We start from the raw sequence: 22104 nt of genomic DNA on the forward strand, positions 1-22104 counted from the left end.
TTGACTTTTGGCACGCTGTTGAGTTCTCAAGGAACGGACACTTCCTTCGAGCCGCTTATCAGGCGGACCCTCCGGGCGCTTCGTTCTTTCGTGTTCCGAGCTTATCAGACGTTTTCCGCTCCGTTTTCCGGAGTTTCATTCAGCCGACTCGCTTTTCTTCGCCCCTCTCGGTGCGACTCCGGAACTGTACGGGCATCGCCGCCCCACAAGCAAATCGCCTCCGTCCGGCGTACCGGACGGAGGCGATCAGCAGGCGATCAGCGGACTTCGGTGATCTCCGGACCGCGTGCGAACGGGTCCAGCGAGGCCTCGCCGAAGCGGGAGCTGCCGGCGTCCACGACGCTGGCGCCGCCGTCGGCGACCATCTGCGCGTCCTCGGGGAGCTTGAGCACGATCGGGTCGCGCGGGGCCATCGGGGTCTCGCCGCGGACCACGACGGTCTGCAGGAAGACCTGCTCCAGGATCCCGGCCATCTCCGGCTGGACCGCGGCCTGACCGGAGATCACACCGCGGAGGAACCAGCGCGGTCCGTCGCACCCGACGAAGCGGACCAGCTGGACGCCCTGGGTGCCGTCCGGCAGCTGTACGGGGACCTGGGCCCGGAGGTGCCAGCCCAGCGGGCCCTCCTCCTCGTCGACCAGGCCGCCCTGCTGGGTGATGCCCGAGGCGATCTCCTCGCGGACCTCGCCCCAGATGCCCTCGGACTTCGGGGCCGCGAAGGCCTGCAGCTGGATGGCGCTGTTGCCGAGGACCAGGGTGGCGGCCACGATCGCGTCGCCGGCCACCTCGACCCGCAGCTCCATGCCCTCCACACCGGGGATCAGGAGACCGCCGAGGTCGACCCGCCCCTCCTCGGGGTTCTCCAGCTCGGAGACGTCCCACGGGCCGTCCGGGCGCGGGGCCGGCGGCAGACCGACCCGGTCGGCCGGGTCGGCGTCCGCGGCGTTCTCGTTCTCGGAGTCGGCGGAGCCTTCGACGTCATCGGCCGTCTCGTCGGCGCTGATGGCGTCGTCGGCGAGCTGCTCGACAGCGTCCTCGCTCTTCTGGCGGCGACGGAACACGGTCACTGTCCTTCCCGGTCCAAGACCGATGCGAATACCTGCTCGACTACTGCTCGGCTACTGCGCTGGCGCGGGCATGGTAACCCTGTCGTGACCTCCGGTCGACCCGAACCCGCCTTCGGCACGTGCCGAACCGGGAAGTTCCGCCACCTCGTGGAAGCTCGCCTTCTCGACCTGCTGGATCACCAGCTGGGCGATTCGGTCTCCACGGCGGAAGCTGACTCCCTCGCGCGGGTCGAGGTTTACCAGAATCACCTTGATCTCACCACGGTACCCGGCATCGACCGTCCCCGGGGCGTTCACCAGTGCAACTCCGCACCGGGCTGCGAGGCCCGAACGCGGGTGCACGAAGGCCGCGTAGCCGTCCGGCAGGGCGATGCCGACACCGGTCGGCAGCACGACGCGTTCGCCGGGTGCGAGCTCGGCGTCGACGGTGGTGCGCAGGTCGGCTCCGGCGTCACCGGGGTGCTCGTACGACGGCAGCGGCAGCTCCGGATCGAAACGGGTGATCAGGACGTCGACCGGCGGGCGGGCGGTGGTACTCAAGGGTTCACCTCAAAGGCTCGGGCACGCTTGAACAGGTCCGGGTCGTCCAAGGCCTTCTTGATGTCCTCGGGACGCCCGTGCGTGGTGAAGTGTTCCAGTTTCACCTGGATGAAGAGCGCCTGCGCCCGAATCGCCACGGGTCCGTCGGGTCCGCCGATCCGCCCCTCGGCCGCACTGTAGATCTTGCGGCCCTTCACGCCGGTGACCCGGGCGTGGATGTGCAGCACCGAGTCGACCGGGACGGGGCGGACGAAGTCGCACTCCAGCCGGCCGGTGACGGCGGCCATGTGCAGCAGCCAGTTGAGGGTTCCGAGGGTCTCGTCCATGGCCGTCATCAGCACGCCGCCGTGGGCCAGGCCGGGGCCGCCCTGGTGGCCGGGGCGGACGGTGAACTCGGCGGTGACGTCGAGCCCTTCGCCCGCCACGGCGGTGAGCTGGAGGCCCTGCGGGTGCTGGGGGCCGCAGCCGAAGCAGTGGTCGTAGTGCGAGCCCAGCGAGGTGCCGGGGGCGGGTGCCTCGGGCGCCCGGGGCGGCAGTACGGCGTCGGCCGGGGGCGTGGTCGACGGCAGGGCGGTGGCGCGGGCGGGGGGCTCGTCGGAGCCCTGCTGCGCAGGCGGGAAGGCGGCGGGTCCGTTCACAGCCGCGACCTTACCCGCGAGTAGTACGGGGCGCACCGGTCGATTTCCGGGGAGGCGGGGGCCGGCACCCGCGTGGCGGCACACACAATGGGGGCATGTACGACGAACGCCTTACCGTCCCCCGCAGCTGGTGGCTGCTCCCCGTCGCGCTCGGCCTGTCGCTGGCGCTGATCATGCTGCGGTTCAGTGCGGTCGGAGCGCTGGGCGGCCTGGTGGTCGGCATCGTCGCCGGGGCCGCCGCGCTGAGCAGCTACGGCTCGGCCCGGATCCGCGTGGTGCAGGGCTCCCTGGTGGCCGGACAGGCCCGGATCCCGGCCGATGTGCTGGGAACCGCCGAGGTGCTCAACCCGGCCGAGACGGTGGCCTGGCGGACCGTGAAGGCGGATCCCCGGGCCTTCATGCTGCTGCGCAGCTACGTGCCCACCGCGCTGCGGGTCGAGATCACCGACCCGGCCGACCCGACGCCGTACGTCTACCTGTCGACCCGCTCGCCGCAGCGGCTGGCCGACGCACTGGCCGAGGCCCGGGGCCGGACCAGCTAAAAAACCGGCCGGCCGGAAACGCCGGAGGGACGGCTCCGCGCAGGTGCACGCGGGACCGTCCCTGTGTTTCCGGTACTGCTGCGCGATCGGTGGGACCGGTCGCGCGGTGGTGCTGGAGCGGCCGCCGGGGTGGCCGCTACTGCTGCCTCCGGCCTTGCTGCCCAAGGCCGGGCGGGGCGGTGTGCCGGACCGACGGGAACCGACGGGCCGGGCCTTTCCCGCCCGGGGCTCAGGCTCCGCAGTCCTGGCAGATGGGCTGCCCGTTCTTCTCGCCGTGGAGCTGGCTGCGGTGGTGCACCAGGAAGCAGCTCATGCAGGTGAACTCGTCGGCCTGGCGCGGCAGCACCCGGACGGAGAGCTCTTCGTTGGAAAGGTCCGCGCCCGGGAGCTCCAGGCCCTCGGCAGCGTCGAACTCGTCGACGTCGACCGAGCTGGTGCTCTTCTCGTTCCGACGAGCCTTGAGCTCCTCGATGCTGTCCTCGTTGACATCGTCGTCGGTCTTGCGCGGGGTGTCGTAGTCCGTTGCCATTGTTCGCTCTCCCCCTCTGGGTGTGTGCGGTGTGCGGTATCTCCAGCGCACGTAACGCATGGGGGGCCGGTCTTGTGCCCGACCCGAGGCGGAGATTTTGCCTTACTTCAAGCCCTGTTACTCAATCGACATCCTCGAACGGCCTCTTCAGGACCCCTCTGCGCGGTCCGAACGGCCTCACGGAGAGCTGCCCCCGACCGGCCGACCGACCGTTCGGACCACTACGGTGCGTGGCTGTCGGGCCATCGAACGGCACCCAACTCGCCAGCCCCGAAGCCGAGTTGACGACAGGTCGACAAATCGCCCGGGCCGCCGCCCGGTCACCGCGAGCGACCGGGCAGCCCGAACCGGTGATCACCCTGAGAGATCATCCGAACGTGTCGGGCGACTTCGTGTGAGCTTCCTCACAGACTGAACTTTTCGGGCAAAATCCCGAAAATCGACCCGGCTGGAACTACTTCTTCGCGGCGTTCGCGGCCCGCCGCGCGAGCAGTGCGGCCTGCCGCTCGTCGAACTTGGTGGCCTGCGCGTCGAGGCCGCCGAGGAAGACGCCGAGCTCCTGCTGGGCCTGCAGACCCGCCGGGCCGAGGCCCGTCAGCTCCATCACCTTGAGGTGGCGCAGCACCGGCTGCAGCACGTCGTCGTGGTGGATCCGGAGGTTGTAGACGCCGCCGATGGCGAGCTGGGCCGCCGAGCGCTCGAAGCCGGGCATGCCGTGGCCGGGCATCCGGAAGTCGATCACCACGTCCGCGATGGCCCGCATGGCCTGGTCCGGGGCGATCTCCAGCGCGGCCTTGAGCAGGTTCCGGTAGAAGACCATGTGCAGGTTCTCGTCGTTGGCGATCTTCGCGAGCAGCTGGTCGCAGATCGGGTCGCCCGAGAAGTGGCCGGTGTTGCGGTGCGAGATCCGGGTGGCCAGCTCCTGGAAGGCGACGTACGCGACCGAGTGCAGCATGCTGTGCGCGTTGTCGGACTCGAAGCCCTCGGCCATGTGCGTCATCCGGGCCCGCTCCAGCTCCACCGGGTCGACGGCGCGGGTGGCCAGCAGGTAGTCGCGAATGGCTATGCCGTGCCGGCCCTCCTCGGCCGTCCAGCGGTGCACCCAGGTGCCCCAGGCGCCCTCGCGGCCGAACATGGTGGCGATCTCGTGGTGGTAGCTGGGGAGGTTGTCCTCGGTCAGCAGGTTGACCACCAGGGCGACCCGGCCGAGCGGGGTCACCTTGGACTGGTCCAGCGACCAGGCCTCGCCGCCGAGCACGCCGTCGAAGTCGCGGCCCTGGCTCCAGGGCACGAACTCGTGCGGCATCCACTCCTTGGCCACCTTGAGGTGCCGGTTCAGCTCGGTCTCCACGACCTCCTCGAGCGCCATGATCAATCGCGCGTCGGTCCAGCCGGCGGTGGCGAGCGGGGCGGCGGTGGGGGCGGCGGCGGTGCGCTGCTCGGGTGCGATGGTCACGGCGGTGCTCCTGAAGGGGCGGGGCAGGGACGACGGGGTCGCGTCTGGCCGGGTGGCTACGGCCAACCTTACGGCTCCGTAGGTTACGACACCGTAAGTTGTCCCGACGGAAAAAGACAAGCCGCCCCCGCCAGGGCTTATGTCGTGGCGACCGGCCTGGCGGGAGCGGCTCGGGGACGGAGCGGGATGCTCTGCGCACGGAGCGAAATACGGGCGAAACGGGGCCGGAAGGACCGGCAGCGGCCCGGCGGGCGGGCCCTAGGACCCGGGGATGCGGACCCGGATGGTGAGGCCGCCGCCGGCCCGCGCGGTGGCCTCGATGGCACCGCCGTGCGCCCGGACCACCGAGCGGACGATGGAGAGGCCGAGGCCGACCCCCTTGTCGCTCCGGGTGCGGTCCGCACCCTTCACCCGGCGGAACGGTTCGAAGATGTGCTCCAGCTCGTACCCGGGCACCACCGGTCCGGTGTTGCTGACCACCAGCTCGCCGCCTCCGCCGGGCGCCGGGGCGGTGGTGATCTCGGCCCAGCCGCCGGGCGTGTTGTACCGGGCCGCGTTCTGCAGCAGGTTGAGCGCGATCCGCTCCAGCAGCACGCCGTTGCCGCTCACCGGGGCCGGGTGCAGCTCGGACCTCAGCTCGATCTCGCGGCCCGCCGCCTCCGGGCGGATCTGCTCGATCGCGCGCAGCGCCACCTCGGAGAGCTCGACCGGGCGGCGGTCGGTGAGTTCGTTGTCGCTGCGGGCCAGCAGCAGCAGGCCCTCGACCAGCTGCTCGCTGCGTTCGTTGGTGGCCAGCAGGGTCTTGCCGAGCTGCTGCAGGTCGGCCGAGGCGCCCGGGTCGGAGAGCTGGACCTCCAGCAGCGTCCGGTTGATCGCCAGCGGGGTGCGCAGCTCGTGCGAGGCGTTGGCGACGAAGCGGCGCTGGGAGTCGAAGGCCCGGTCCAGGCGTTCCAGCATCTCGTCGAAGGTGTCGGCCAACTCCTTGAGCTCGTCGTCGGGGCCGTCCATGTCGATCCGCCGGTGCAGGTCGGAGCCGGCCACCTCGCGCGCGGTCCTGGTGATCCGGTTGAGCGGGCGCAGCACCCGGCCCGCCAGGGCGTACCCGAGGATGAAGGCGATCACCGCGAGGCAGACCAGCATCGTCAGCGACTTGCGCAGCAGGGTGGTCAGCGCGGCCTCGGCCTGGACGCTCTGGAAGTGGCGGAGCCACTGCTCGAAGTTGGCCGCGGTGATCGTGGTGCCGTCCTCGGTCCGGATCGCCACGTCGTTGCCGAGCTTCAGCGGCGGCAGCGAGATGTCGTAGAACGCCTGCCGGACGAAGAAGTACATCAGCATCAGCAGCAGCACCCCGGCCATCAGGAACATCCCGCCGTACAGCAGGGTGAGCCTGATCCGGATGGTCGGGCGGAGCGGGAGCCAGCTGAACAGGCCCTCCCCGCGCACCACTTGGGGCGTCGGCTGGGCCGTGGGCAGGGCTGGGGGCCGGCTGGGGCGCGGCGGCACCGGGGCGCCGGCGGGCGCGCCGGAGGCCCCGCCGGCGGGGGGCGGGGTGGTCATGGCAGTCCTCTCGGGTGCGGTCCAGGTACGGGGTGCTGAGTGCCGGGGCAGATCAGATCCGGTAGCCGGAGCCCGGCACGGTGACGATCACGGCGGGGTCGCCGAGCTTGCGGCGCAGGGTCATCACGGTGACCCGGACCACGTTGGTGAACGGGTCGGTGTGCTCGTCCCAGGCCTTCTCCAGCAGCTGCTCGGCCGAGACCACCGCACCGCCGGCCCGCATCAGGACCTCCAGCACGGCGAACTCCTTGGGTGCCAGCTGGACCGGCTTCTCGTCCCGGAGCACCTCGCGGCGGCCCGGGTCGAGCGAGATCCCGGCGCGCTCCAGCACCGGCGGCAGCGGCACGGTCGCGCGGCGGCCGAGCGCCCGGACCCGGGCCACCAGCTCGCTGAACGCGAACGGCTTGGGCAGGTAGTCGTCGGCGCCGATCTCCAGGCCCTCGACCCGGTCGCTGATGTCGCCGGAGGCGGTCAGCATGATCACCCGGGTGGCCAGGCCCTGCTCCACGATGCTGCGGCAGACGTCGTCGCCGTGCACCAGCGGGAGGTCGCGGTCCAGCACCACCACGTCGTAGTCGTTGACCGAGATCCGTTGCAGCGCGGCTTCGCCGTCGTAGACCACGTCGACGGCCATGGCCTCGCGGCGCAGGCCGGTGGCGACGGCTTCGGCGAGCAGCTGCTCGTCCTCCACGACGAGAACCCGCACGGTGGTTGTCCCTTCTCCAGCTGCGGCCCACCGTGGTGCTCACCCGTGCGGGCCGTGGGGCGCGCGGGCACGGAACAGGGGGCGGCCGAGGTCGGGCACCCCAGTCCGACGGTACTCATATCCTGCCTGGTGGACCGGTAAAGCAGCGGTAAGCGGTGCCTCGAACGGGCGATGGTTCCGTGAACGGACTGTGACGCGGGCAACTTTCTCGGTGAGTCAGGTTTCCCGCCCACAGGGGTGGGGAGGACAGGTTCACACCGGCGATCGGGCCGAAGCGCCGATCGCAGTCACCACCCGCCGTGCGTTCATCCGCACCGGCACGGGTATCGGAGTCCACGGACGGCCCCAGGCCGCCACGCACCAGCCGGGGAGAGCACCACCGGCTGGGGCATTTCCGTTGGCGCCGGAGCCCGGACCGGGGAACGCCGGACCGTGCCCGTCCGACACAGCAAGGGGGCCAGAATGGACGCCTTCACCGCCGGCATCATTCAGCGCATACGGAACGCCGAAGCAGACCTGCACCGCGCTCTCGAGTCCGGTGACGAGTTCCTCGCCGAGGTCGAGCAGTCCGAACTGGACGACCTCCGCAGGCTCGCCGCCGACCACGGCATCGACCCGGTGCGCGAGATGCACCGCGCCGCCGCCTGATCCACCCGCAGGACGCACCACCAAGCCCTGGCACTCCCCGTGTGCCAGGGCTTCTGCACTGCCCCGCCCGGCTCAGGCGCCGAGGGTCCGCAGGCGGTCCTCCAGCCGCTCGAAGGTGCCGGGCGGGGCGGTGTAGGTGAGGCCGTCGTCGCCGCCCGTCAGGGCGCCGGCCTCGGCGGCGATCAGGACGCCGGCCGCCCGGTCCCAGGGCTGCAGGCCGCGTTCGTAGAAGGCGTCCAGCCGGCCGGCCGCGACGTCGCAGAAGTCGACCGCGGCGGCGCCCGCGCGGCGGATGTCGCGGACCTCGGGCATCAGCGCGAGCAGTACCTCCGCCTGCCGGACCCGGGCCGACTGGACGTAGTTGAAGCCGGTGCCGACCAGCGCCTGCCCCCAGGGCGGCGCCGGACGGCAGCGGATCGGTGCCCCGTCCAGGTACGCGCCGCGCCCGAGCACCGCGTGGAACAGCTCGCCCCTGGCGGGGACGGCGACCACGCCGACCACCGCCTCGCCGTCCAGCTCGGCGGCCACGCTGACACCCCAGGAGGGCAGCCCGTACAGGTAGTTGACGGTGCCGTCGAGCGGGTCGACCACCCAGCGGACGCCGCTGGTGCCGGGGCGGTCGGCGCCCTCCTCGCCGAGGTAGCCGTCCTGCGGGCGGCGGGTGCTGATCAACTCCAGCACCAGCTTCTCGGAGGCGAGGTCCATCTCGGTGACCACGTCGACCGGGCTGCTCTTGGTGGCGGCCACGCCGAGGTCGGCGGGGCGGCCGTCGCGGAGCAGGGCGCCGGCCCGGCCGGCGGCCTCCAGGGCGACGTCGAGCAGTTCGTCGAGCAGGGCGGGGTCGGGCACGGGGATTCCTTCCGGCAGGGGTGGCGGGGTGTCAGAGCTGGGCGGCGGCCGGCCGGGGGGTGCGCGGGTTGGGGCAGCAGGCCACGGCGCAGACGTCGTGGCTGGGGCCGAGCGCCCCCAGCGCGCAGCGCTCGACGGCCGCCCCGCGCTCGACGGCGGCGCGCTCCAGCACCAGCTCCCGGACGGCCGCGGTGAACCGGGGGTCGGCGCCGACGGTGGCGGCCCGGCTGACCGGGAGGCCGAGTTCGGCGGCCTTGGCGGTCGCCTCGGTGTCGAGGTCGTACTTGACCTCCATGTGGTCGGACACGAAGCCGATCGGCACCATCACCGCGGCCGGGGCCCCGGCCTGCTTCAGCGACTCCAGGTGGTCGCAGATGTCCGGCTCCAGCCACGGGATGTGCGGGGCGCCGCTGCGGCTCTGGAACACCAGCTCCCAGGGGCGGTCGGCCACGCCGGTGGCGGTGGCGACGGCCTCGGCGACCAGCCTCGCCACCTCCAGGTGCTGGGCGACGTACGCACCGCCGGGGGTGCCCCGGGCCGGGTCGTCGGGGGCGCCGGAGGTCTCGGCCATGGCGTCCGGGATGGAGTGGGTAGTGAAGGCGAGCTGCGCGCCGTCGCGCACCCCGGCGGGCAGCTCGGCGAGCGCGGCCAGGGTGGCGTCGGTCATCGGGCCGACGAAACCGGGGTGGTTGTAGAAGTGCCGGAGCTTGGCCACCTCCAGGGTCGGCCGTCCCTCCTCGGCCAGCGTGGCGAGCGCGTCGGCGAGGTTCTCCCGGTACTGCCGGCAGCCCGAGTACCCGGCGTACGCGCTGGTGGCCAGCACCAGCACCCGGCGGTGGCCGTCGGCGGCGATCTCGCGCAGCGTGTCGGTCAGGTACGGCGCCCAGTTCCGGTTGCCCCAGTAGACCGGCAGGTCCAGGCCGTGGCCGGCGAAGTCCTTGCGCAGGGCGGCGAGCAGTTCGCGGTTCTGCTCGTTGATCGGGCTGACCCCGCCGAACAGGAAGTAGTGCTTGCCGACCTCGGCCAGCCGTTCCTTCGGGATGCCCCGGCCCCGGGTGACGTTCTCCAGGAACGGCACCACGTCCTCGGGGGCCTCCGGCCCGCCGAAGGAGAGCAGCAGGAGGGCGTCGAAGGGCGCCGGGTCCGCAGAGGCGGCAGTGTGGATGAGGGTGTGCGAGTCGGACATGGCTCCGATCCTGCCACCTGCGGCACCGGACTCCGGGTCAAGTCCGGGGTGCGGAAACCCCGTTGCCGGAGTACGTAAGCTGTGTATGCGACCGACGTTCCTTACCAGCACCCAGCGGAGCCCCCTTGCTCTCCAGCTACCGCCAGATCTTCGCCGCCCCCGGCAGCCTGGCCTTCTCCCTCGCCGGCTTCATAGCCCGGATGCCGATCTCGATGACGGGCATCGGCATCGTGACCATGCTCTCCCAGCTCCGGGGCTCCTACGGTCTGGCCGCCTGGGTGTCGGGCACCATGGCGGGCGCGGCGGCGGTGCTCGGCCCCGCGGTCTCCTGGCTGGTGGACCGGCACGGACAGCGCCGGGTGACCCTGCCCGCGACCGCGGTCACCGTGGCGGCGGCGGTCGGGCTGCTGCTCTGCGCCCGCTCCGGCGCGCCGACCTGGACCCTGTTCGTCTGCGCCTTCGGCATGGGCGTGATGCCCAGCACCGGGTCGATGGTCCGGGCCCGCTGGGCGCACCTCTACAACTCCGAGCCGCCGAAGCTGCACACCGCGTACTCGTTCGAGGCGGTGGTGGACGAGATCTGCTTCATCATCGGCCCGATCCTCTCGATCACCCTGGCCACCAGCGTCTTCCCGGAGGCCGGGATCATGCTCGCCGGCGTGTTCCTGACCGTCGGCGTGCTGCTGTTCACCGCCCAGCGGCGGACCGAGCCGCCGGTGCACCCGGCCGAGCACCACACCGGCGGACCGGCCATCCTGTCGGGCGGGCTGCAGGTCCTGGTGGTCACCTTCGTGGCGACCGGAGCGGTCTTCGGTTCGGTCGAGGTGGTCACGCTGGCGTTCGCCGCGGAGCAGGGGCACAAGAGCTGGACCGGTCTGGTGCTGGCCGTGTACGCGCTCGGCTCCTGCCTGGCCGGAGTGATCTTCGGGACGCTCAAGCTCAAGGGTTCGATGGCGACGCGGTTCCCGGTCGGGGCCGCGCTGATGGCGGCCAGCATGGTGCCGCTGCTGCTGGTCGGCGAGCTGGTGCACGGGGTCGGCGGGCTCGTCGCGATCAGTGCGGCGCTGTTCGTCGCCGGGTTCTCCATCTCACCGACCCTGATCACCGCGATGGCGCTGGTCGAGCGGCTGATCCCGGCCGCCAAGCTGACCGAGGGGATGACCTGGACCACCACCGGGCTGGCCCTCGGGGTGGCGCTCGGGTCCTCGGCGGCGGGGCTGGTGGTCGACGCGGGGGGCGCGCCGGCCGGGTACTGGGTGCCGGTGGTCGCGGCGGCGTTCGGGATGGTGGTCGCGGTCGCCGGGCTGCCGCGGCTCCGGGCCGGGCTGACCGGGTCCGAGCCGGTGCACGTCTGACGCTTCCGGCTGCGCACCGGTGACCTCTGCCGGGAGTTCCCCGGGCCCCCGGCCGCAGACGGCGGGGCGCCTGCCCTGTTTTCCGGGCCGTTCAGTGGCTACGCTCCCCCCTACTCACCGGTACGTACGGAGCAGGAGGCACCCCCATGCCGCAGGGCAGCACATCGGTCGGCTGGCAGAACTGGGCCGGCAACCAGAGCGCCCGGCCCAGCCGGGTGGTGGCGCCGAGCTCGGCGGCGGAGCTCGCCGAGGTGCTGCGGGAGGCGGCCGGGCAGGGGCGGACGGTGAAGGCGGTGGGCTCGGGGCACTCGTTCACGTCGATAGCCTCCGCCGGTGACGGGGTGCTGGTCCGGCCCGACGGGCTGACGGCGGTGCGGGAGCTGGACCGCGAGGCCGGCACCGTGACGGTGGAGTCCGGGCTGCCGCTGTCGCGGCTGAACCGGCTGCTGGCGGCGGCCGGTCTGGCGCTGACGAACATGGGCGACATCGAGGTGCAGACGGTGGCCGGGGCGACCAGCACCGGCACCCACGGCACCGGCCGCGACTCCGGCTCGCTGGCCGCGCAGATCCGGGCGGTCGAGATCGTGCTCGCCGACGGCACCGTGCAGCAGTGCTCCCCCACCGAGAACGCCGAACTGTTCCAGGGCGCCCGGCTCGGGCTGGGTGCGCTGGGCGTGGTGACCGCGCTGACCTTCGGGGTGGAGCCGGCCTTCCTGCTCACGGCCCACGAGCGGCCGATGGGCTTCGAGGAGGTACTGGCCGCGTTCGACGACCTGGCCGCGGTGAACGAGCACTTCGAGTTCTACTGGTTCCCGCACACCGACCGCTGCTCGGTGAAGCGGAACAACCGCAGCCAGGGCCCGGCCGCGCCGCTGCCGGGGTTCAGGTCCTGGCTGGACGACGACTTCCTCTCCAACACGGTCTGGGAGGGCGCCTGCAAGGTCGGCCGCCGGTTCCCCGCCGCCATCCCGACCATCGCCCAGCTGGCCAGCCGGGCCTGGTCGGAGCGGACGTACACCGACACCGCGTACAAGGTGTTCACCAGCCCGCGCAAGGTGCGCTTCATCGAGATGGAGTACGCCGTGCCGCGGGCCGCGGCGACCACCGTGCTGCGTGAGCTCAAGACGCTGGTGGAGCGCTCCGGTTGGCGGATCAGCTTCCCGGTGGAGGTGCGGGTGGCCCCCGCCGACGACCTCTGGCTCTCCACCGCGAACGGCCGGGACAGCGTCTACATCGCCGTCCACCTCTACCGGGGCACCGCCGAGCAGGGCTACTTCACCGAGGTGGAGAAGCTGATGACCGCTCACCAGGGCCGCCCGCACTGGGGGAAGCTGCACACCAGGGACGCGGAGTACCTGGCCTCGGTCTACCCGCACTTCGGGGACTTCACGGCGCTGCGCGACAAAGTGGACCCGGGCCGGCTGTTCGCCAACGACTACCTGCGCCGGGTGCTCGGCGACTGACCGTCCGTCAGGGCGACGGCGTGCCACCGGGCGTCGCCGCGTCGCCGGAGCTGCCGCCGGCGGCGGGGCTGCCGGACGGGGTGCTGCCCGGGGTCCCCGACGGGGTGCCGGAGGGCGACCCGCCCGGCGAGGGGGACGGGCTCGCGCTCGGGCTGCCGCTCGGCGAACCGGAGGGCGAACCGCTCGGGGTGCCGGAGGGCGTCGGGCTCGGACTGCCGGACGGTGACCCGCTCGGCGACGAGGGCTGCCCGTCGTCCGAGGGGGTGGTGGAGGGGGTGCCGGCCGGCGGCTTCTCCACCGTGCCGCCCAGGGAAGTGCCCGTTCCGCTCTCGCCCTTGACGGTGGCCGACACCGGCTGGCCGGTGGCCAGCTCGAACGCCAGGATCGGCCCCATCGCCAGCGCGAAGACCAGACCGGAGACGGCCAGGTAGGTCTTCCAGGTCCAGCGCCGCTTGGCCCGGACGGTCTGCGGCTCGTTCCACTCCGAGGACAGCTCGGTGCTCTCGGGCAGGGCGTCCGGCACCGTCGGCTGCTTACCGGTGCCGACCCGGTCGACCGCCTGCCGCAGCTGCTGGCCGCCGCGCCGGAACAGGTGCTGGAAGACCGCCCCGCCGGTGGTGGCGCCGATGCTGACCACGGCCGCGCCGATGATCGTGCCGTAGACCCCGAGTTCGGAGGCGAGCAGTGCGCCGACGATGGTCGCCAGGGCGCTCGCCGCCACCTGAGCAACGCTCAGATCGATCCGTTTCGGTTCGTCGGCGGACTGCTCGGCGACGGTCTGCGGTGCGCGCTGCTGGGGCATCAACATCCCTCGGTCGGTACGGCTTGTCAGGGGAAAAGTCCCTCCATCTTGCACAAAGAAGGACACAACGGGCGAAAATCTGGTTCTCGGCGGTCGATATATGTGAAGATGATCACCGCGCGCTGATCGACCGTCGGCCATTGGAGTGCCCACCCTTGAGATTCCCGTGAATCGCGGGAGACTTGAGCGGCGAGCCGCCCCTCCGGATGCCACGAATGGAGTACTGTTCGTGGAGCCTGAGCCTTCGGTCATCAGTGCCGACTGTCCATCAGACGGCGGCCGGGGCATCCCGGGCGCAGCGTCGACCGACGACGTGGCAAACAGGCAACCGTGCCACAACGGCGGGGGCGGACGAAAGTCCGACACGCCGAGTAACTCTGCAAGGTTGTGGCCAGTCGCGAGTGGGCAGGCCACACTCAGTACGGGAGCAGCGACGCAGGTGACGTCGGCAGGCACCACCCGGGAGGTAACCGTGCCCGAACTGCGCGTCGTGGCCGTCAGCAACGACGGCACACGGCTGGTGCTCAAGGCTGCCGACAGCACGGAGTACACCCTCCCCATCGACGAGCGCCTCCGCGCCGCGATCAGGGGTGACCGTCCGCGCCTCGGCCAGATCGAGATCGAGGTCGAGAGCCACCTCCGCCCCCGTGACATCCAGGCCCGGATACGAGCCGGTGCCTCCGCTGAGGAGGTCGCGCAGGCCGCGGGCATCTCGGTGGACCGGGTCCGTCGCTTCGAGGGTCCGGTGCTGGCCGAGCGCGCCTTCATGGCCGAGCGGGCCCGCAAGACCGCGATCCGTCGGCACGGCGAGTCCACCGGCCCCCAGCTCGGCGAGGCGGTCGCGGAGCGGCTGGCGCTGCGCGGTGCCGAGAAGGACGCCGAGAACTGGGACTCCTGGCGCCGGGACGACGGCACCTGGGAGGTCTTCCTCTCCTACCGCGCGGACGGCGAGACCCGTACCGCGAGCTGGACGTACGACCCGCCCCGCCGCCTGGTCCAGCCGAACGACGACGAGGCCCGCGCGCTGATCGGCGAGAACGTCGAGCGCGAGGAGGAGCAGGTCTTCCCGTTCATCCCGCGGATCGCCCGGCTCCCCCAGGACCGGCCGGCCCGCCCGATGATCGAGCGGCCCGCGCTGCCCGACCGGATCATGGCCCGGGAGGCGCGCGAGGTCCGGGAGGCCACGGCCGAGAACCGGGACTCGCTCACCAGCCTGCTCGACGTGGTGCCCGCCTACCGCGGCGACCTCTCCGTCCCCGTGGTGGAGCCGGTGATCGCCGAGGAGCCGGAAGAGGTCGAGGAGCAGGCCGCCCCGGCGGCCAGCGTCGGAGCCGGCTCGGCGTACGCGGACATCCTGATGCCGCGGGCGGTCTCACCGCACCGCGAGCGGCTGGTCGGCACCACCGACCGGCAGGCCGAGGCGGACGGGGTCCGGCCCGGGCGGCGGGCCACGGTGCCGAGTTGGGACGAGATCGTCTTCGGCAGCAGGCGCAAGAAGCAGGAGTAGGCAGGCGGACGGATCGGTGAGGGCGGGTCGGGTCGACCCGCCCTCAGCCGTTCTCAGGCGCCGGTCGCCACCGGGTTCGCCGGGTCGGCGGACCACTCGCTCCACGAGCCCGGGTAGAGCGCCAGACCCGGGTGCCCCGCCACGGTCAGCGCCAGCAGCTGGTGCGCCGCCGTCACCCCCGAGCCGCAGTAGACCGCGACCTCCGAGGCCCCGTCCACGCCAAGCGCGCGGAACCGCTCGGCCAGCGCGGCCGGGGGCAGGAACCGTCCGTCGGCGGCCAGGTTCTCCGTGGTCGGCGCGCTGACCGCGCCGGGGATGTGCCCGGCCCGCGGGTCGACCGGCTCCACCTCACCCCGGTAGCGCTCCCCCGCCCGGGCGTCCAACAGCAGCCCCGCGACGGCCAGTTCGGCCGCACCGGCGGCGTCGACCGTTGGCAGCGCGCCGGGCTCCGGCTTGAAGTCGCCCGGCTCGGCGGCCGATTGCCCGGCCGACTCCGGCCGGCCGGCAGCGCGCCAGGCCGCCAGGCCGCCGTCCAGCACCCGGACGTCCTCGTGCCCGGCCCAGCGCAGCAGCCACCAGGCCCGGGCCGCCGAGGTGGCCGGGCCCGCGTCGTACACCACCACGGGCCGGTCGGCCCGGACGCCCGCCCGGCGCAGCGCCGCGCCGAGCACCTCGGGGTCGGGCAGCGGGTGCCGGCCGGCCGCGCCGGGCGGGGCGGCCAACTCCCGGTCCAGGTCCAGGTAGTGGGCACCAGGCAGGTGTCCGTCCGCGTACGCCTCGGCGCCGGGCGGGCCGCCCAGCTGCCAGCGGATGTCAAGGAGCACCGGGGGCCGGTCGGCGGCGAGGGCGGCGGCCAGTTCGTCGACCGTGATCAGAGGTGAGGTCATACCGGCCATTCTTCACCTCTTCACCGGGCGACTCCGCTCTTTGTACGGTCTTTGCCCGGCTCGCCGGGCCAGGGCGGGACGACACGCCGTCGGCGGTGGAAGCATTCTCCTGCGACGCGCTCCCGAGGAGGTCCGCCATGACTGCGGTGAAGGCCCGACTGGCCCAGGGCACGCCCTGCTGGGTGAGCCTGATGACGGACGACCTGGAGGGAGCGAAGGAGTTCTACCGTGCCCTGCTGGGCTGGGAGTTCGAGCCGGGGCCGAGCCAGCTCGGGGCGTACGTCCGGGCCACCCTGAACGGTGCGAAGGTGGCCGGGCTCGGGGTGACCCCGCCCGGCACCGGCTACCCGGTCGAGTGGACCACGTACTTCGCGGTGGACCGGGCCGACGACGTGGCGCAGCGGGTCCGCGAGTGCGGCGGCACGGTGGCGGTCGGGCCGCTGCAGGCCGAGCACGCGGGTCGGCTGGCGATCGCGGCGGACGTCTCCGGTGCGGTGTTCGGGCTCTGGCAGGGCGAGGAGCACCCGGGCTGGGAGCTGGTCGACGTCCCCGGGGCACCGGCCTGGGCCGAGCTGCTGACCCCCGACCGCAGTGCCGGGGTCTTCTACGACGCGGTCTTCGGCGGGCACCCCGAGCGCACCGTCCGTCCGGGCGACCTGCGGGACGGGCCGCCGCGCTGGCGGGTCCACTTCACCGTCTCCGACCCGGATCTGACGGCCGATCAGACCGTCCGGCTGGGTGGGCGGGTCCTGCTGGCGCCGCACGACACCGACCGGGGCCGGGTGGCCCGGCTGACCGATCCGCAGGGCGGCCGGTTCTCCGTGGTCGCGCCCCAGCCGGTCGGGCTCTAGGCCTCTAGGCCCGTTCGCCGAAGGGCAGCACGTCCGGGGAGAGCACCGAGGCGCGGGCGGTGGCGGCGGTGAGGCGGCGGCGGTGGTGGCGGCGGCAGAGCACCTCGTAGCCGACCTCGCCCTCGTTCTTGGCGATGTCGCCGACCACGACCTGGGCGCCCTCGACCACCATCACGCCGCCGACGGTGCGGGCGTTGTGGGTGGCCCGGGCGCCGCACCAGCAGAGCGCCTCGACCTGGAGCACCTCGACCCGGTCGGCCAGCTCGATCAGCCGCTGCGAGCCGGGGAAGAGCTTGGTGCGGAAGTCGGTGGTGATGCCGAACGTGAAGGCGTCGATGGAGAGTTCGTCCACCACCCGGGCCAGCTGGTCGACCTGCTCGGAGGTGTAGAAGTTGGCCTCGTCGCAGATCAGGTAGTCCACCCGGCCGCCGGCCGAGAGCAGCTGCACCACGTGCGCGTGGAAGTCGAAGCCGTCGGCCACCTCGACCGCCTCGGCCTGCAGGCCGAGGCGGCTGGAGATGGTGGAGGCCCCGGCCCGGTCGTGCCGGGAGAAGATGATGCCCCGGCGGCCGCGGGCGGCGTGGTTGTGGTCGAGTTGGAGCGCGAGCGTCGACTTGCCGCAGTCCATCGTGCCCGAGAAGAACACCAGTTCAGCCATGGGTGGAGCGGAGGCCTTTCGATCGGTCGTCAGGTTCAGGCACGGACTTCGAGCAGCGGCACCAGCTGCTCCACCGCGGTCATCGAGCCGTGCAGCCCGATCATCGAGGACTCGCCGGGCTCGTTCCGCGAGGCGATCACCGCGATGTCGTCGCGGGCGGCCGCGACCACGTCGCCGATCCGCTGGTACACCCGCTCGTCCACCGCCGGGCCGAACCAGCCCGCCGCTATCGCCTGGTCCCGGGTGGCGACCCACATCCGGTCGCCCAGCACCTCGCTCCAGACCGTGAAGACGTCCGCGGCCGCGCCGGGCACCGCGTACACGTGCCGGGCCCGGCCCTCGCCGCCGAGCAGGGCCACGCCCGCGCTCAGCTCCCAGTCCTCGTCGAAGTCGACCCGGTCCTCGGGGGTGATGTCGATCATGCCGTGGTCGGCGGTGACGTACAGCGCCGAACGCGGCGGGAGCTGCTCGGCCAGCCGCTTGGCCAGCCGGTCCACCTTGTCCAGCATCATCCGCCACTCGTCCGAGTCGACCCCGAACCGGTGCCCGGCGCCGTCGAGTTCGCTGACGTACGTGTAGACCAGGGCCCGGTCGTGCTCGGCCAGCCACTGCGCGGCCAGGTCCATCCGCTCCTCGCCCGTGGTGCGGCCGAGGAAGGAGCCGCCGGAGAGCGCCACCTGGGTCAGCGGGGTCTGCGCGAACAGCGGGGAGGAGACCTGCGCGGTCGCCACCCCGGCGGCGTGCACCCGCTCGAACACGGTCGGGTACGGCTGCCACTCCCGCGGCGGCACCGGCGGCTGCCAGCGCAGCTGGTTCATCAGCTGGTTCCGCCCCGGCACCGCCACGGTGTAGCCGGCCAGGCCGTGCAGGCCCGGCGGCAGACCGGTGCCGACCGAGGCCAGCGAGGTCGCGGTGGTGGACGGGAACCCGGCGGTGATCGAGCGGCCGCCGCCGTTGATCAGCGAGTTGAGGAACGGGGCGTAGTCGGGGTGGCGCTTGATCAGCTCCCAGCCCAGCCCGTCCACCAGGAAGACGCAGACCCGGTCGGCCGGGGCCAGCGCCAGCCCGCTCTCGAACCCGGACACGCCGAGCCCGGCCGCCACCGCGGGCAGCAGGTCCGCCAGCGAACCGGTGCCGTACTGCGGCGCGGGGGCGTCCAGGGGGTCGAGGATCTCGAACGCGTCGTACCCGAGGTGCGTCGTCATGGGGGCCCGTCAGCCCCGGTTGGCGATGGTCGCCTCGGACAGCGCGCGGGCGAAGACCAGTGACTGGGCCACCGTCTCCGGGCCGTCGCCGGCCTCGCTGACCCGCAGCGACAGGTCGTCGGCGGTGGCCGAACCGGTGTAGCCGTGGTCGGCCTCGCAGTTCGGGTCGGAGCAGCCGGCCGGCTCCAGGTCGATCCGCTGCACCGCACCCCACCCGATCGTGAGCACCACCTCGCGCGGCAGCGTGCCGGGGGTGTACGTCTCCGGGTTGGCCACCATCCGGCTGAGCACCACGGAGCCGATCCGGTCCAGCCGGACGCACTCGGTCGAGGTGGTCGCGTACGGGACCGGGGTCGCGGCGTCGCCGTTCTGCTCGTCGGTGTGGCTGACCACGAAGCGGGAGGAGGTCAGCACCAGCACGGTGACGTGCCGGCGGACCTCGTTGGCGTCGAAGGTGGTCTCCTGGTGGACCAGGTAGGAGACGATCGGCTCGGAGCCCACCGCCGACTCCACGGCCTCGGACACCAGCGCCGGGTAGTAGCCACTGCGCTCGATCGCCGAGCGCAGGTCCTGCGTGGTCGTGGTACCGGTCTTCGCCATAGCTCCATCCTGGCATGTCCCGCGGACGAAGCGGGTGGCACTGCGCCGAGCTTCTGCCCGAGGGCGTCCGCGGTCGGACGCAACCAAGGAAGGTTACAGGGTGCTCATGGCGCGCGGCCCCAGGTCGCTGCGGACCGGGAGCGGGGCGATTCGCACGCGGGCACCCAGCACCGCAAGGCCGTTCGGGGCCACCACCACCGGCTCCAGGTCCACCGAGGCCACCTCCGGCAGGTCGTCCACCAGGCGGGAGACCCGCAGCAGCAGCTCCTCCAGCGCGGCCGTGTCCACCGGTGCCGCACCGCGCCAGCCGAACAGCAGCGGCGCCGCCCGCACCTCCCGGATCAGCGCGGCCACGTCCTGGTCGGTGGCCGGAACCAGGCGGTGCGCGACGTCGCCGAGCAGCTCGGCCGGGGCGCCGGCCAGGCCGAAGGAGAGGATCGCGCCGACCGCCGGGTCGACCGTGGCGCCGATCACCGTGTCCACCCCGCGCGGGGCCAGCCGTTGCACCACCAGCGCGGCCCTGGCCGCACCGCCCAGCAGCGCGTCCAACTCCCGGAAGGCCCGCCGCAGTCCGGGCTCACCGGTCAGGTCCAGCCGGACGCTGCCCAGGTCCGGGCGGTGCCGCAGGTGCTCTGCGGTGGCCTTGAGCGCGACGGGGTAGCCGAGGGCGGCGGCCGCCCGCAGCGCACTCTCCTCGTCGGGGGCGGGCAGCACGGCCTGCACGTCGATGCCGTAGTGCCCGAGCAGCGCCGCGGTCTCCGCCTCGGGCAGGGTGATCCGCGCGCCGCCGGGCTGGGTCCTGGCCGCGACGGCGGTGCGGGTCTGCAGGGCGGCCTCCACCAGGGCGCGGGCCTCGGTCTCGGCGATCCGGCCGAGCTCGGGCACCCGGGCGGTCTGCTCCGCCTCGGCGGTGCGGCGCCGCCAGTCCGCGTACCGGACCGCCTGGGCCAGCGCGTGCACGGCCCGCTCCGGCGCCGGGTAGGCCGGGATGCCGCCCGCCCGCAGCCGCTCCGGCAGCTCGGTCAGCGCCAGATGGGCGAGCAGCAGCGGCTTGCCCAACTCCCTTGCCCGGCCGGATGCTTCGAGCAGGGCGTCGGCGAACTCGGGCTCGTCCGCGCCCAGGTCGGGGGTCGGGCCCTGGGCCGCGATCGGCGGGATCGCCACCGCGATCACCGAGTCGATCGCCGGGTCGGTGAGCGCGGTGTCGAGCGCGATCCGGAAGTTCTCGCCGGTGGCGCCGGTGGTCAGGTCGACCGGGGAGCGCGGGTGCAGCCCGGCGCTCAGCAGCGCGTCGTGGGTGAGCAGCCCGAGCGAGTCGGAGTTGCCGACCACGGCCACCCGGTCCCCCGCCGGCAGCGGCTGGTGGGCCAGCAGCTCGCCGACGTCGTACAGCTCGGTGATGGTCCCCACCCGCAGCACCCCGGCCTGCTGGAACAGCGCGTCCACGGTGGCGTCGCGCAGCCGGCTGGCGGCGGGCTGGACGGCGTGGCCCGGCGGCAGGCTGCCGGTGTGCCGGGCCCCCTTGATCACCACCACCGGCTTGCCCGCGGCCAGCCGGCGGGCGATCCGGGTGAACTTGCGCGGGTTGCCGAAGGACTCCAGGTAGAGCAGCACCACCTTGGTCGCCGGGTCCTCCTCCCAGTACTGCAGCCAGTCGTTGCCGGAGACGTCGGCCCGGTTGCCGACCGAGGCGAACGAGGACACGCCCAGGCCCCGGCGGTGCGCGGCCTCCAGCAGCGCCACCCCGATCGCGCCGGACTGGCAGAACAGGCCGAACGGGCCGCGCTCGGGCAGCACCGGGGCGAGCGAGGCGTTCAGCGGGTGCTCCGGGTCGGTGTTCAGCAGGCCGAAGGCGTTCGGGCCGATCACCCGCATCCCGGCCGCCCTGGCCTGCCGCACCAGCGCGCGCTGGCGGTCCCGCCCCTCCGGGCCGGTCTCGGCGTACCCGGCGGTGACCACCACCAGGCCCTGCACCCCGTGCGCACCGCAGTCCGCGACCGCCCCGGGGACGGCGGTGGCGGGCACCGCGACCACCGCCAGGTCGACCGGGCCCGGGATCTCCAGTACCGAGCGGTGGGTGGGCACGCCGTCGATGTCGGTGCCGGGCGGGGCGTTGCGGTTCACCGCGTACACCTCGCCGTCGAAGCCGCGCAGGTTGCGCAGCAGCGCCCGGCCGACCGACTGCGGGCCGCGCGAGACGCCGATCACCGCGACCGAACGGGGTGTCAGCAGGCGCTGCACGCTGCGCGCCTCGGCGCGGTGCTCGCGGGCCCGCATGACGGCCAGCGAGGAGTCGGTCGGCTCGAGGTCGAACTCCAGGTGCACCACGCCGTCGGCGAAGGAGCGCTGCTGGGTGTAGCCCGCGTCGGTGAAGACCTTCACCATCTTGCGGTTCTCCGGCAGCACCTCGGCGGTGAACCGGCGGATGCCGCGCTCCTGGGCGACCGCGGCGATGTGCTCCAGCAGGGCGGAGGCCACGCCCCGGCCCTGGTGGGCGTCCTGCACCAGGAACGCCACCTCGGCGTCGGTGCCGGTGGCCGAGGGGCGGCCGTCCCGGTCGATCCGGTCGTACCGGACGGTGGCGATGAAGCGGTCCCGGACCACCACGGCCAGGCCGACCCGGTTCACGTAGTCGTGGTGGGTGAACCGGCGGACGTCCTTGTCGGAGAGCCGGGGGTAGGGCGCGAAGAAGCGGAAGTACTTGGACTGGTCCGAGACCTGTTCGTAGAACTCGACCAGCCGCTCCGCGTCGGCCTCGGTGATCGGCCGGATCCGGGCCGTGCCGCCGTCCCGGAGCAGGACGTCGGCCTCCCAGTGCTGGGGGTAGCTGTGCTCGTCGGTGTGCGGCGCGCCGGGGCCGGAGTCTTCCACAGCGTCAGATTAGACGCTGCGGAGCCGGGCGGACCCGGGCGCGCGGTGGGCAATACGGGGTCCTTGCGCCGCAGGTCAGCGGCGAGCCGCGTGGCGGGAGGCCGGTCGGCGGGGCAGGGTGGGACCTTGGCCACCAAGAAGTCCCGTGGCGGCGCGACCTCGCTGTTTGCGTGCCACAATGGTCTAG

At 72.9% G+C, this 22104-nt stretch carries 21 protein-coding genes; 6 read left to right on the top strand and 15 right to left on the bottom strand.

What is annotated here, in order from left to right; genetic code table 11:
* Positions 1-257: 257 nt before the first annotated feature.
* From ABT118_RS26585 to ABT118_RS26595, 3 genes are read right to left on the bottom strand one after another with little or no spacing between them, the layout of a single operon-like run.
* Positions 258-1061 carry a DUF3710 domain-containing protein gene (locus ABT118_RS26585; RefSeq protein ID WP_350673956.1) on the bottom strand — a complete coding sequence of 268 codons (804 nt, stop codon included), beginning with the start codon at positions 1059-1061 and terminating at the stop codon, positions 258-260.
* Positions 1062-1118: 57 nt separating this feature from the next.
* A complete protein-coding gene (gene dut, locus ABT118_RS26590) occupies positions 1119-1607 on the bottom strand; it encodes a dUTP diphosphatase (protein WP_350673960.1) in 489 nt (162 codons plus the stop codon).
* Complete coding sequence (locus ABT118_RS26595) at positions 1604-2176, bottom strand: PaaI family thioesterase (RefSeq protein ID WP_350674353.1); 573 nt, start codon at positions 2174-2176, stop codon at positions 1604-1606. The genes dut and ABT118_RS26595 overlap by 4 nt, the downstream gene beginning before the upstream one ends.
* Before the next feature lie 164 nt (positions 2177-2340).
* Between ABT118_RS26595 and ABT118_RS26600 the strand changes: the two genes are divergently transcribed.
* Positions 2341-2787: a DUF3093 domain-containing protein gene (locus ABT118_RS26600; protein WP_350673964.1), complete on the top strand. Its 447-nt coding sequence runs from the start codon at positions 2341-2343 to the stop codon at positions 2785-2787.
* Between the two features lie 229 nt (positions 2788-3016).
* Here ABT118_RS26600 and ABT118_RS26605 read toward each other — a convergent pair whose 3' ends face one another.
* The 4 genes from ABT118_RS26605 to ABT118_RS26620 all read right to left on the bottom strand — a co-directional run bounded on the left by ABT118_RS26605 (position 3017) and on the right by ABT118_RS26620 (position 7035).
* Positions 3017-3316, bottom strand: a complete 300-nt coding sequence (locus tag ABT118_RS26605) for a DUF4193 domain-containing protein (RefSeq protein WP_350673967.1) — start codon at positions 3314-3316, stop codon at positions 3017-3019.
* 454 nt (positions 3317-3770) lie between these two features.
* Positions 3771-4772, bottom strand: a complete 1002-nt coding sequence (locus ABT118_RS26610; RefSeq protein WP_502884673.1) for an acyl-ACP desaturase — start codon at positions 4770-4772, stop codon at positions 3771-3773.
* Positions 4773-5030: 258 nt separating this feature from the next.
* On the bottom strand, positions 5031-6329 hold the full coding sequence (locus ABT118_RS26615; RefSeq protein ID WP_350673970.1) for a sensor histidine kinase: 1299 nt from the start codon (positions 6327-6329) through the stop codon (positions 5031-5033).
* A gap of 52 nt (positions 6330-6381) precedes the next feature.
* The gene (locus tag ABT118_RS26620) at positions 6382-7035 is read right to left on the bottom strand and encodes a response regulator transcription factor (RefSeq protein ID WP_350673972.1); all 654 of its coding nucleotides are present in this window, start codon (positions 7033-7035) and stop codon (positions 6382-6384) included.
* Between the two features lie 462 nt (positions 7036-7497).
* On the opposite strand from ABT118_RS26620, the gene ABT118_RS26625 reads away from it, so the two are divergent.
* Positions 7498-7683: a hypothetical protein gene (locus ABT118_RS26625; RefSeq protein WP_350673975.1), complete on the top strand. Its 186-nt coding sequence runs from the start codon at positions 7498-7500 to the stop codon at positions 7681-7683.
* Between the two features lie 72 nt (positions 7684-7755).
* Here ABT118_RS26625 and ABT118_RS26630 read toward each other — a convergent pair whose 3' ends face one another.
* Entirely contained in the window at positions 7756-8532 is a 777-nt protein-coding gene (locus ABT118_RS26630) for an inositol monophosphatase family protein (RefSeq protein WP_350673979.1), read from the bottom strand.
* A 31-nt stretch (positions 8533-8563) separates the two neighbouring features.
* Positions 8564-9718 (bottom strand): ferrochelatase, encoded by a 1155-nt coding sequence (locus ABT118_RS26635; RefSeq protein ID WP_350673984.1) that lies wholly within the window; start codon positions 9716-9718, stop codon positions 8564-8566.
* A gap of 125 nt (positions 9719-9843) precedes the next feature.
* On the opposite strand from ABT118_RS26635, the gene ABT118_RS26640 reads away from it, so the two are divergent.
* A complete protein-coding gene (locus tag ABT118_RS26640) occupies positions 9844-11073 on the top strand; it encodes an MFS transporter (protein WP_350673988.1) in 1230 nt (409 codons plus the stop codon).
* Between the two features lie 146 nt (positions 11074-11219).
* A complete protein-coding gene (locus ABT118_RS26645) occupies positions 11220-12536 on the top strand; it encodes a D-arabinono-1,4-lactone oxidase (protein ID WP_350673991.1) in 1317 nt (438 codons plus the stop codon).
* Between the two features lie 7 nt (positions 12537-12543).
* Here ABT118_RS26645 and ABT118_RS26650 read toward each other — a convergent pair whose 3' ends face one another.
* Positions 12544-13338: a hypothetical protein gene (locus ABT118_RS26650; RefSeq protein WP_350673993.1), complete on the bottom strand. Its 795-nt coding sequence runs from the start codon at positions 13336-13338 to the stop codon at positions 12544-12546.
* A gap of 439 nt (positions 13339-13777) precedes the next feature.
* On the opposite strand from ABT118_RS26650, the gene sepH reads away from it, so the two are divergent.
* Positions 13778-14845 carry a septation protein SepH gene (gene sepH / locus ABT118_RS26655; protein ID WP_350673996.1) on the top strand — a complete coding sequence of 356 codons (1068 nt, stop codon included), beginning with the start codon at positions 13778-13780 and terminating at the stop codon, positions 14843-14845.
* 53 nt (positions 14846-14898) lie between these two features.
* Here sepH and ABT118_RS26660 read toward each other — a convergent pair whose 3' ends face one another.
* Positions 14899-15741 carry a sulfurtransferase gene (locus tag ABT118_RS26660; RefSeq protein ID WP_350674000.1) on the bottom strand — a complete coding sequence of 281 codons (843 nt, stop codon included), beginning with the start codon at positions 15739-15741 and terminating at the stop codon, positions 14899-14901.
* A gap of 128 nt (positions 15742-15869) precedes the next feature.
* On the opposite strand from ABT118_RS26660, the gene ABT118_RS26665 reads away from it, so the two are divergent.
* The gene (locus ABT118_RS26665) at positions 15870-16583 is read left to right on the top strand and encodes a VOC family protein (RefSeq protein WP_350674002.1); all 714 of its coding nucleotides are present in this window, start codon (positions 15870-15872) and stop codon (positions 16581-16583) included.
* Between the two features lie 4 nt (positions 16584-16587).
* Here the strand turns inward: ABT118_RS26665 and ABT118_RS26670 are convergent, their stop codons facing one another.
* From ABT118_RS26670 to ABT118_RS26685, 4 genes are all read right to left on the bottom strand, one after another.
* A complete protein-coding gene (locus tag ABT118_RS26670) occupies positions 16588-17241 on the bottom strand; it encodes a thymidine kinase (RefSeq protein ID WP_350674007.1) in 654 nt (217 codons plus the stop codon).
* 35 nt (positions 17242-17276) lie between these two features.
* Positions 17277-18446, bottom strand: a complete 1170-nt coding sequence (locus ABT118_RS26675; protein WP_350674009.1) for an alkaline phosphatase family protein — start codon at positions 18444-18446, stop codon at positions 17277-17279.
* A 9-nt stretch (positions 18447-18455) separates the two neighbouring features.
* A complete protein-coding gene (locus tag ABT118_RS26680) occupies positions 18456-19046 on the bottom strand; it encodes a DUF5998 family protein (RefSeq protein WP_184913544.1) in 591 nt (196 codons plus the stop codon).
* Positions 19047-19139: 93 nt separating this feature from the next.
* Complete coding sequence (locus tag ABT118_RS26685; RefSeq protein ID WP_350674015.1) at positions 19140-21917, bottom strand: bifunctional acetate--CoA ligase family protein/GNAT family N-acetyltransferase; 2778 nt, start codon at positions 21915-21917, stop codon at positions 19140-19142.
* Between the last annotated feature and the right edge of the window lie 187 nt (positions 21918-22104).

It is taken from the genome of Kitasatospora sp. NPDC002040 (assembly GCF_040296785.1).
In the GTDB taxonomy this organism is placed as follows: domain Bacteria; phylum Actinomycetota; class Actinomycetes; order Streptomycetales; family Streptomycetaceae; genus Kitasatospora.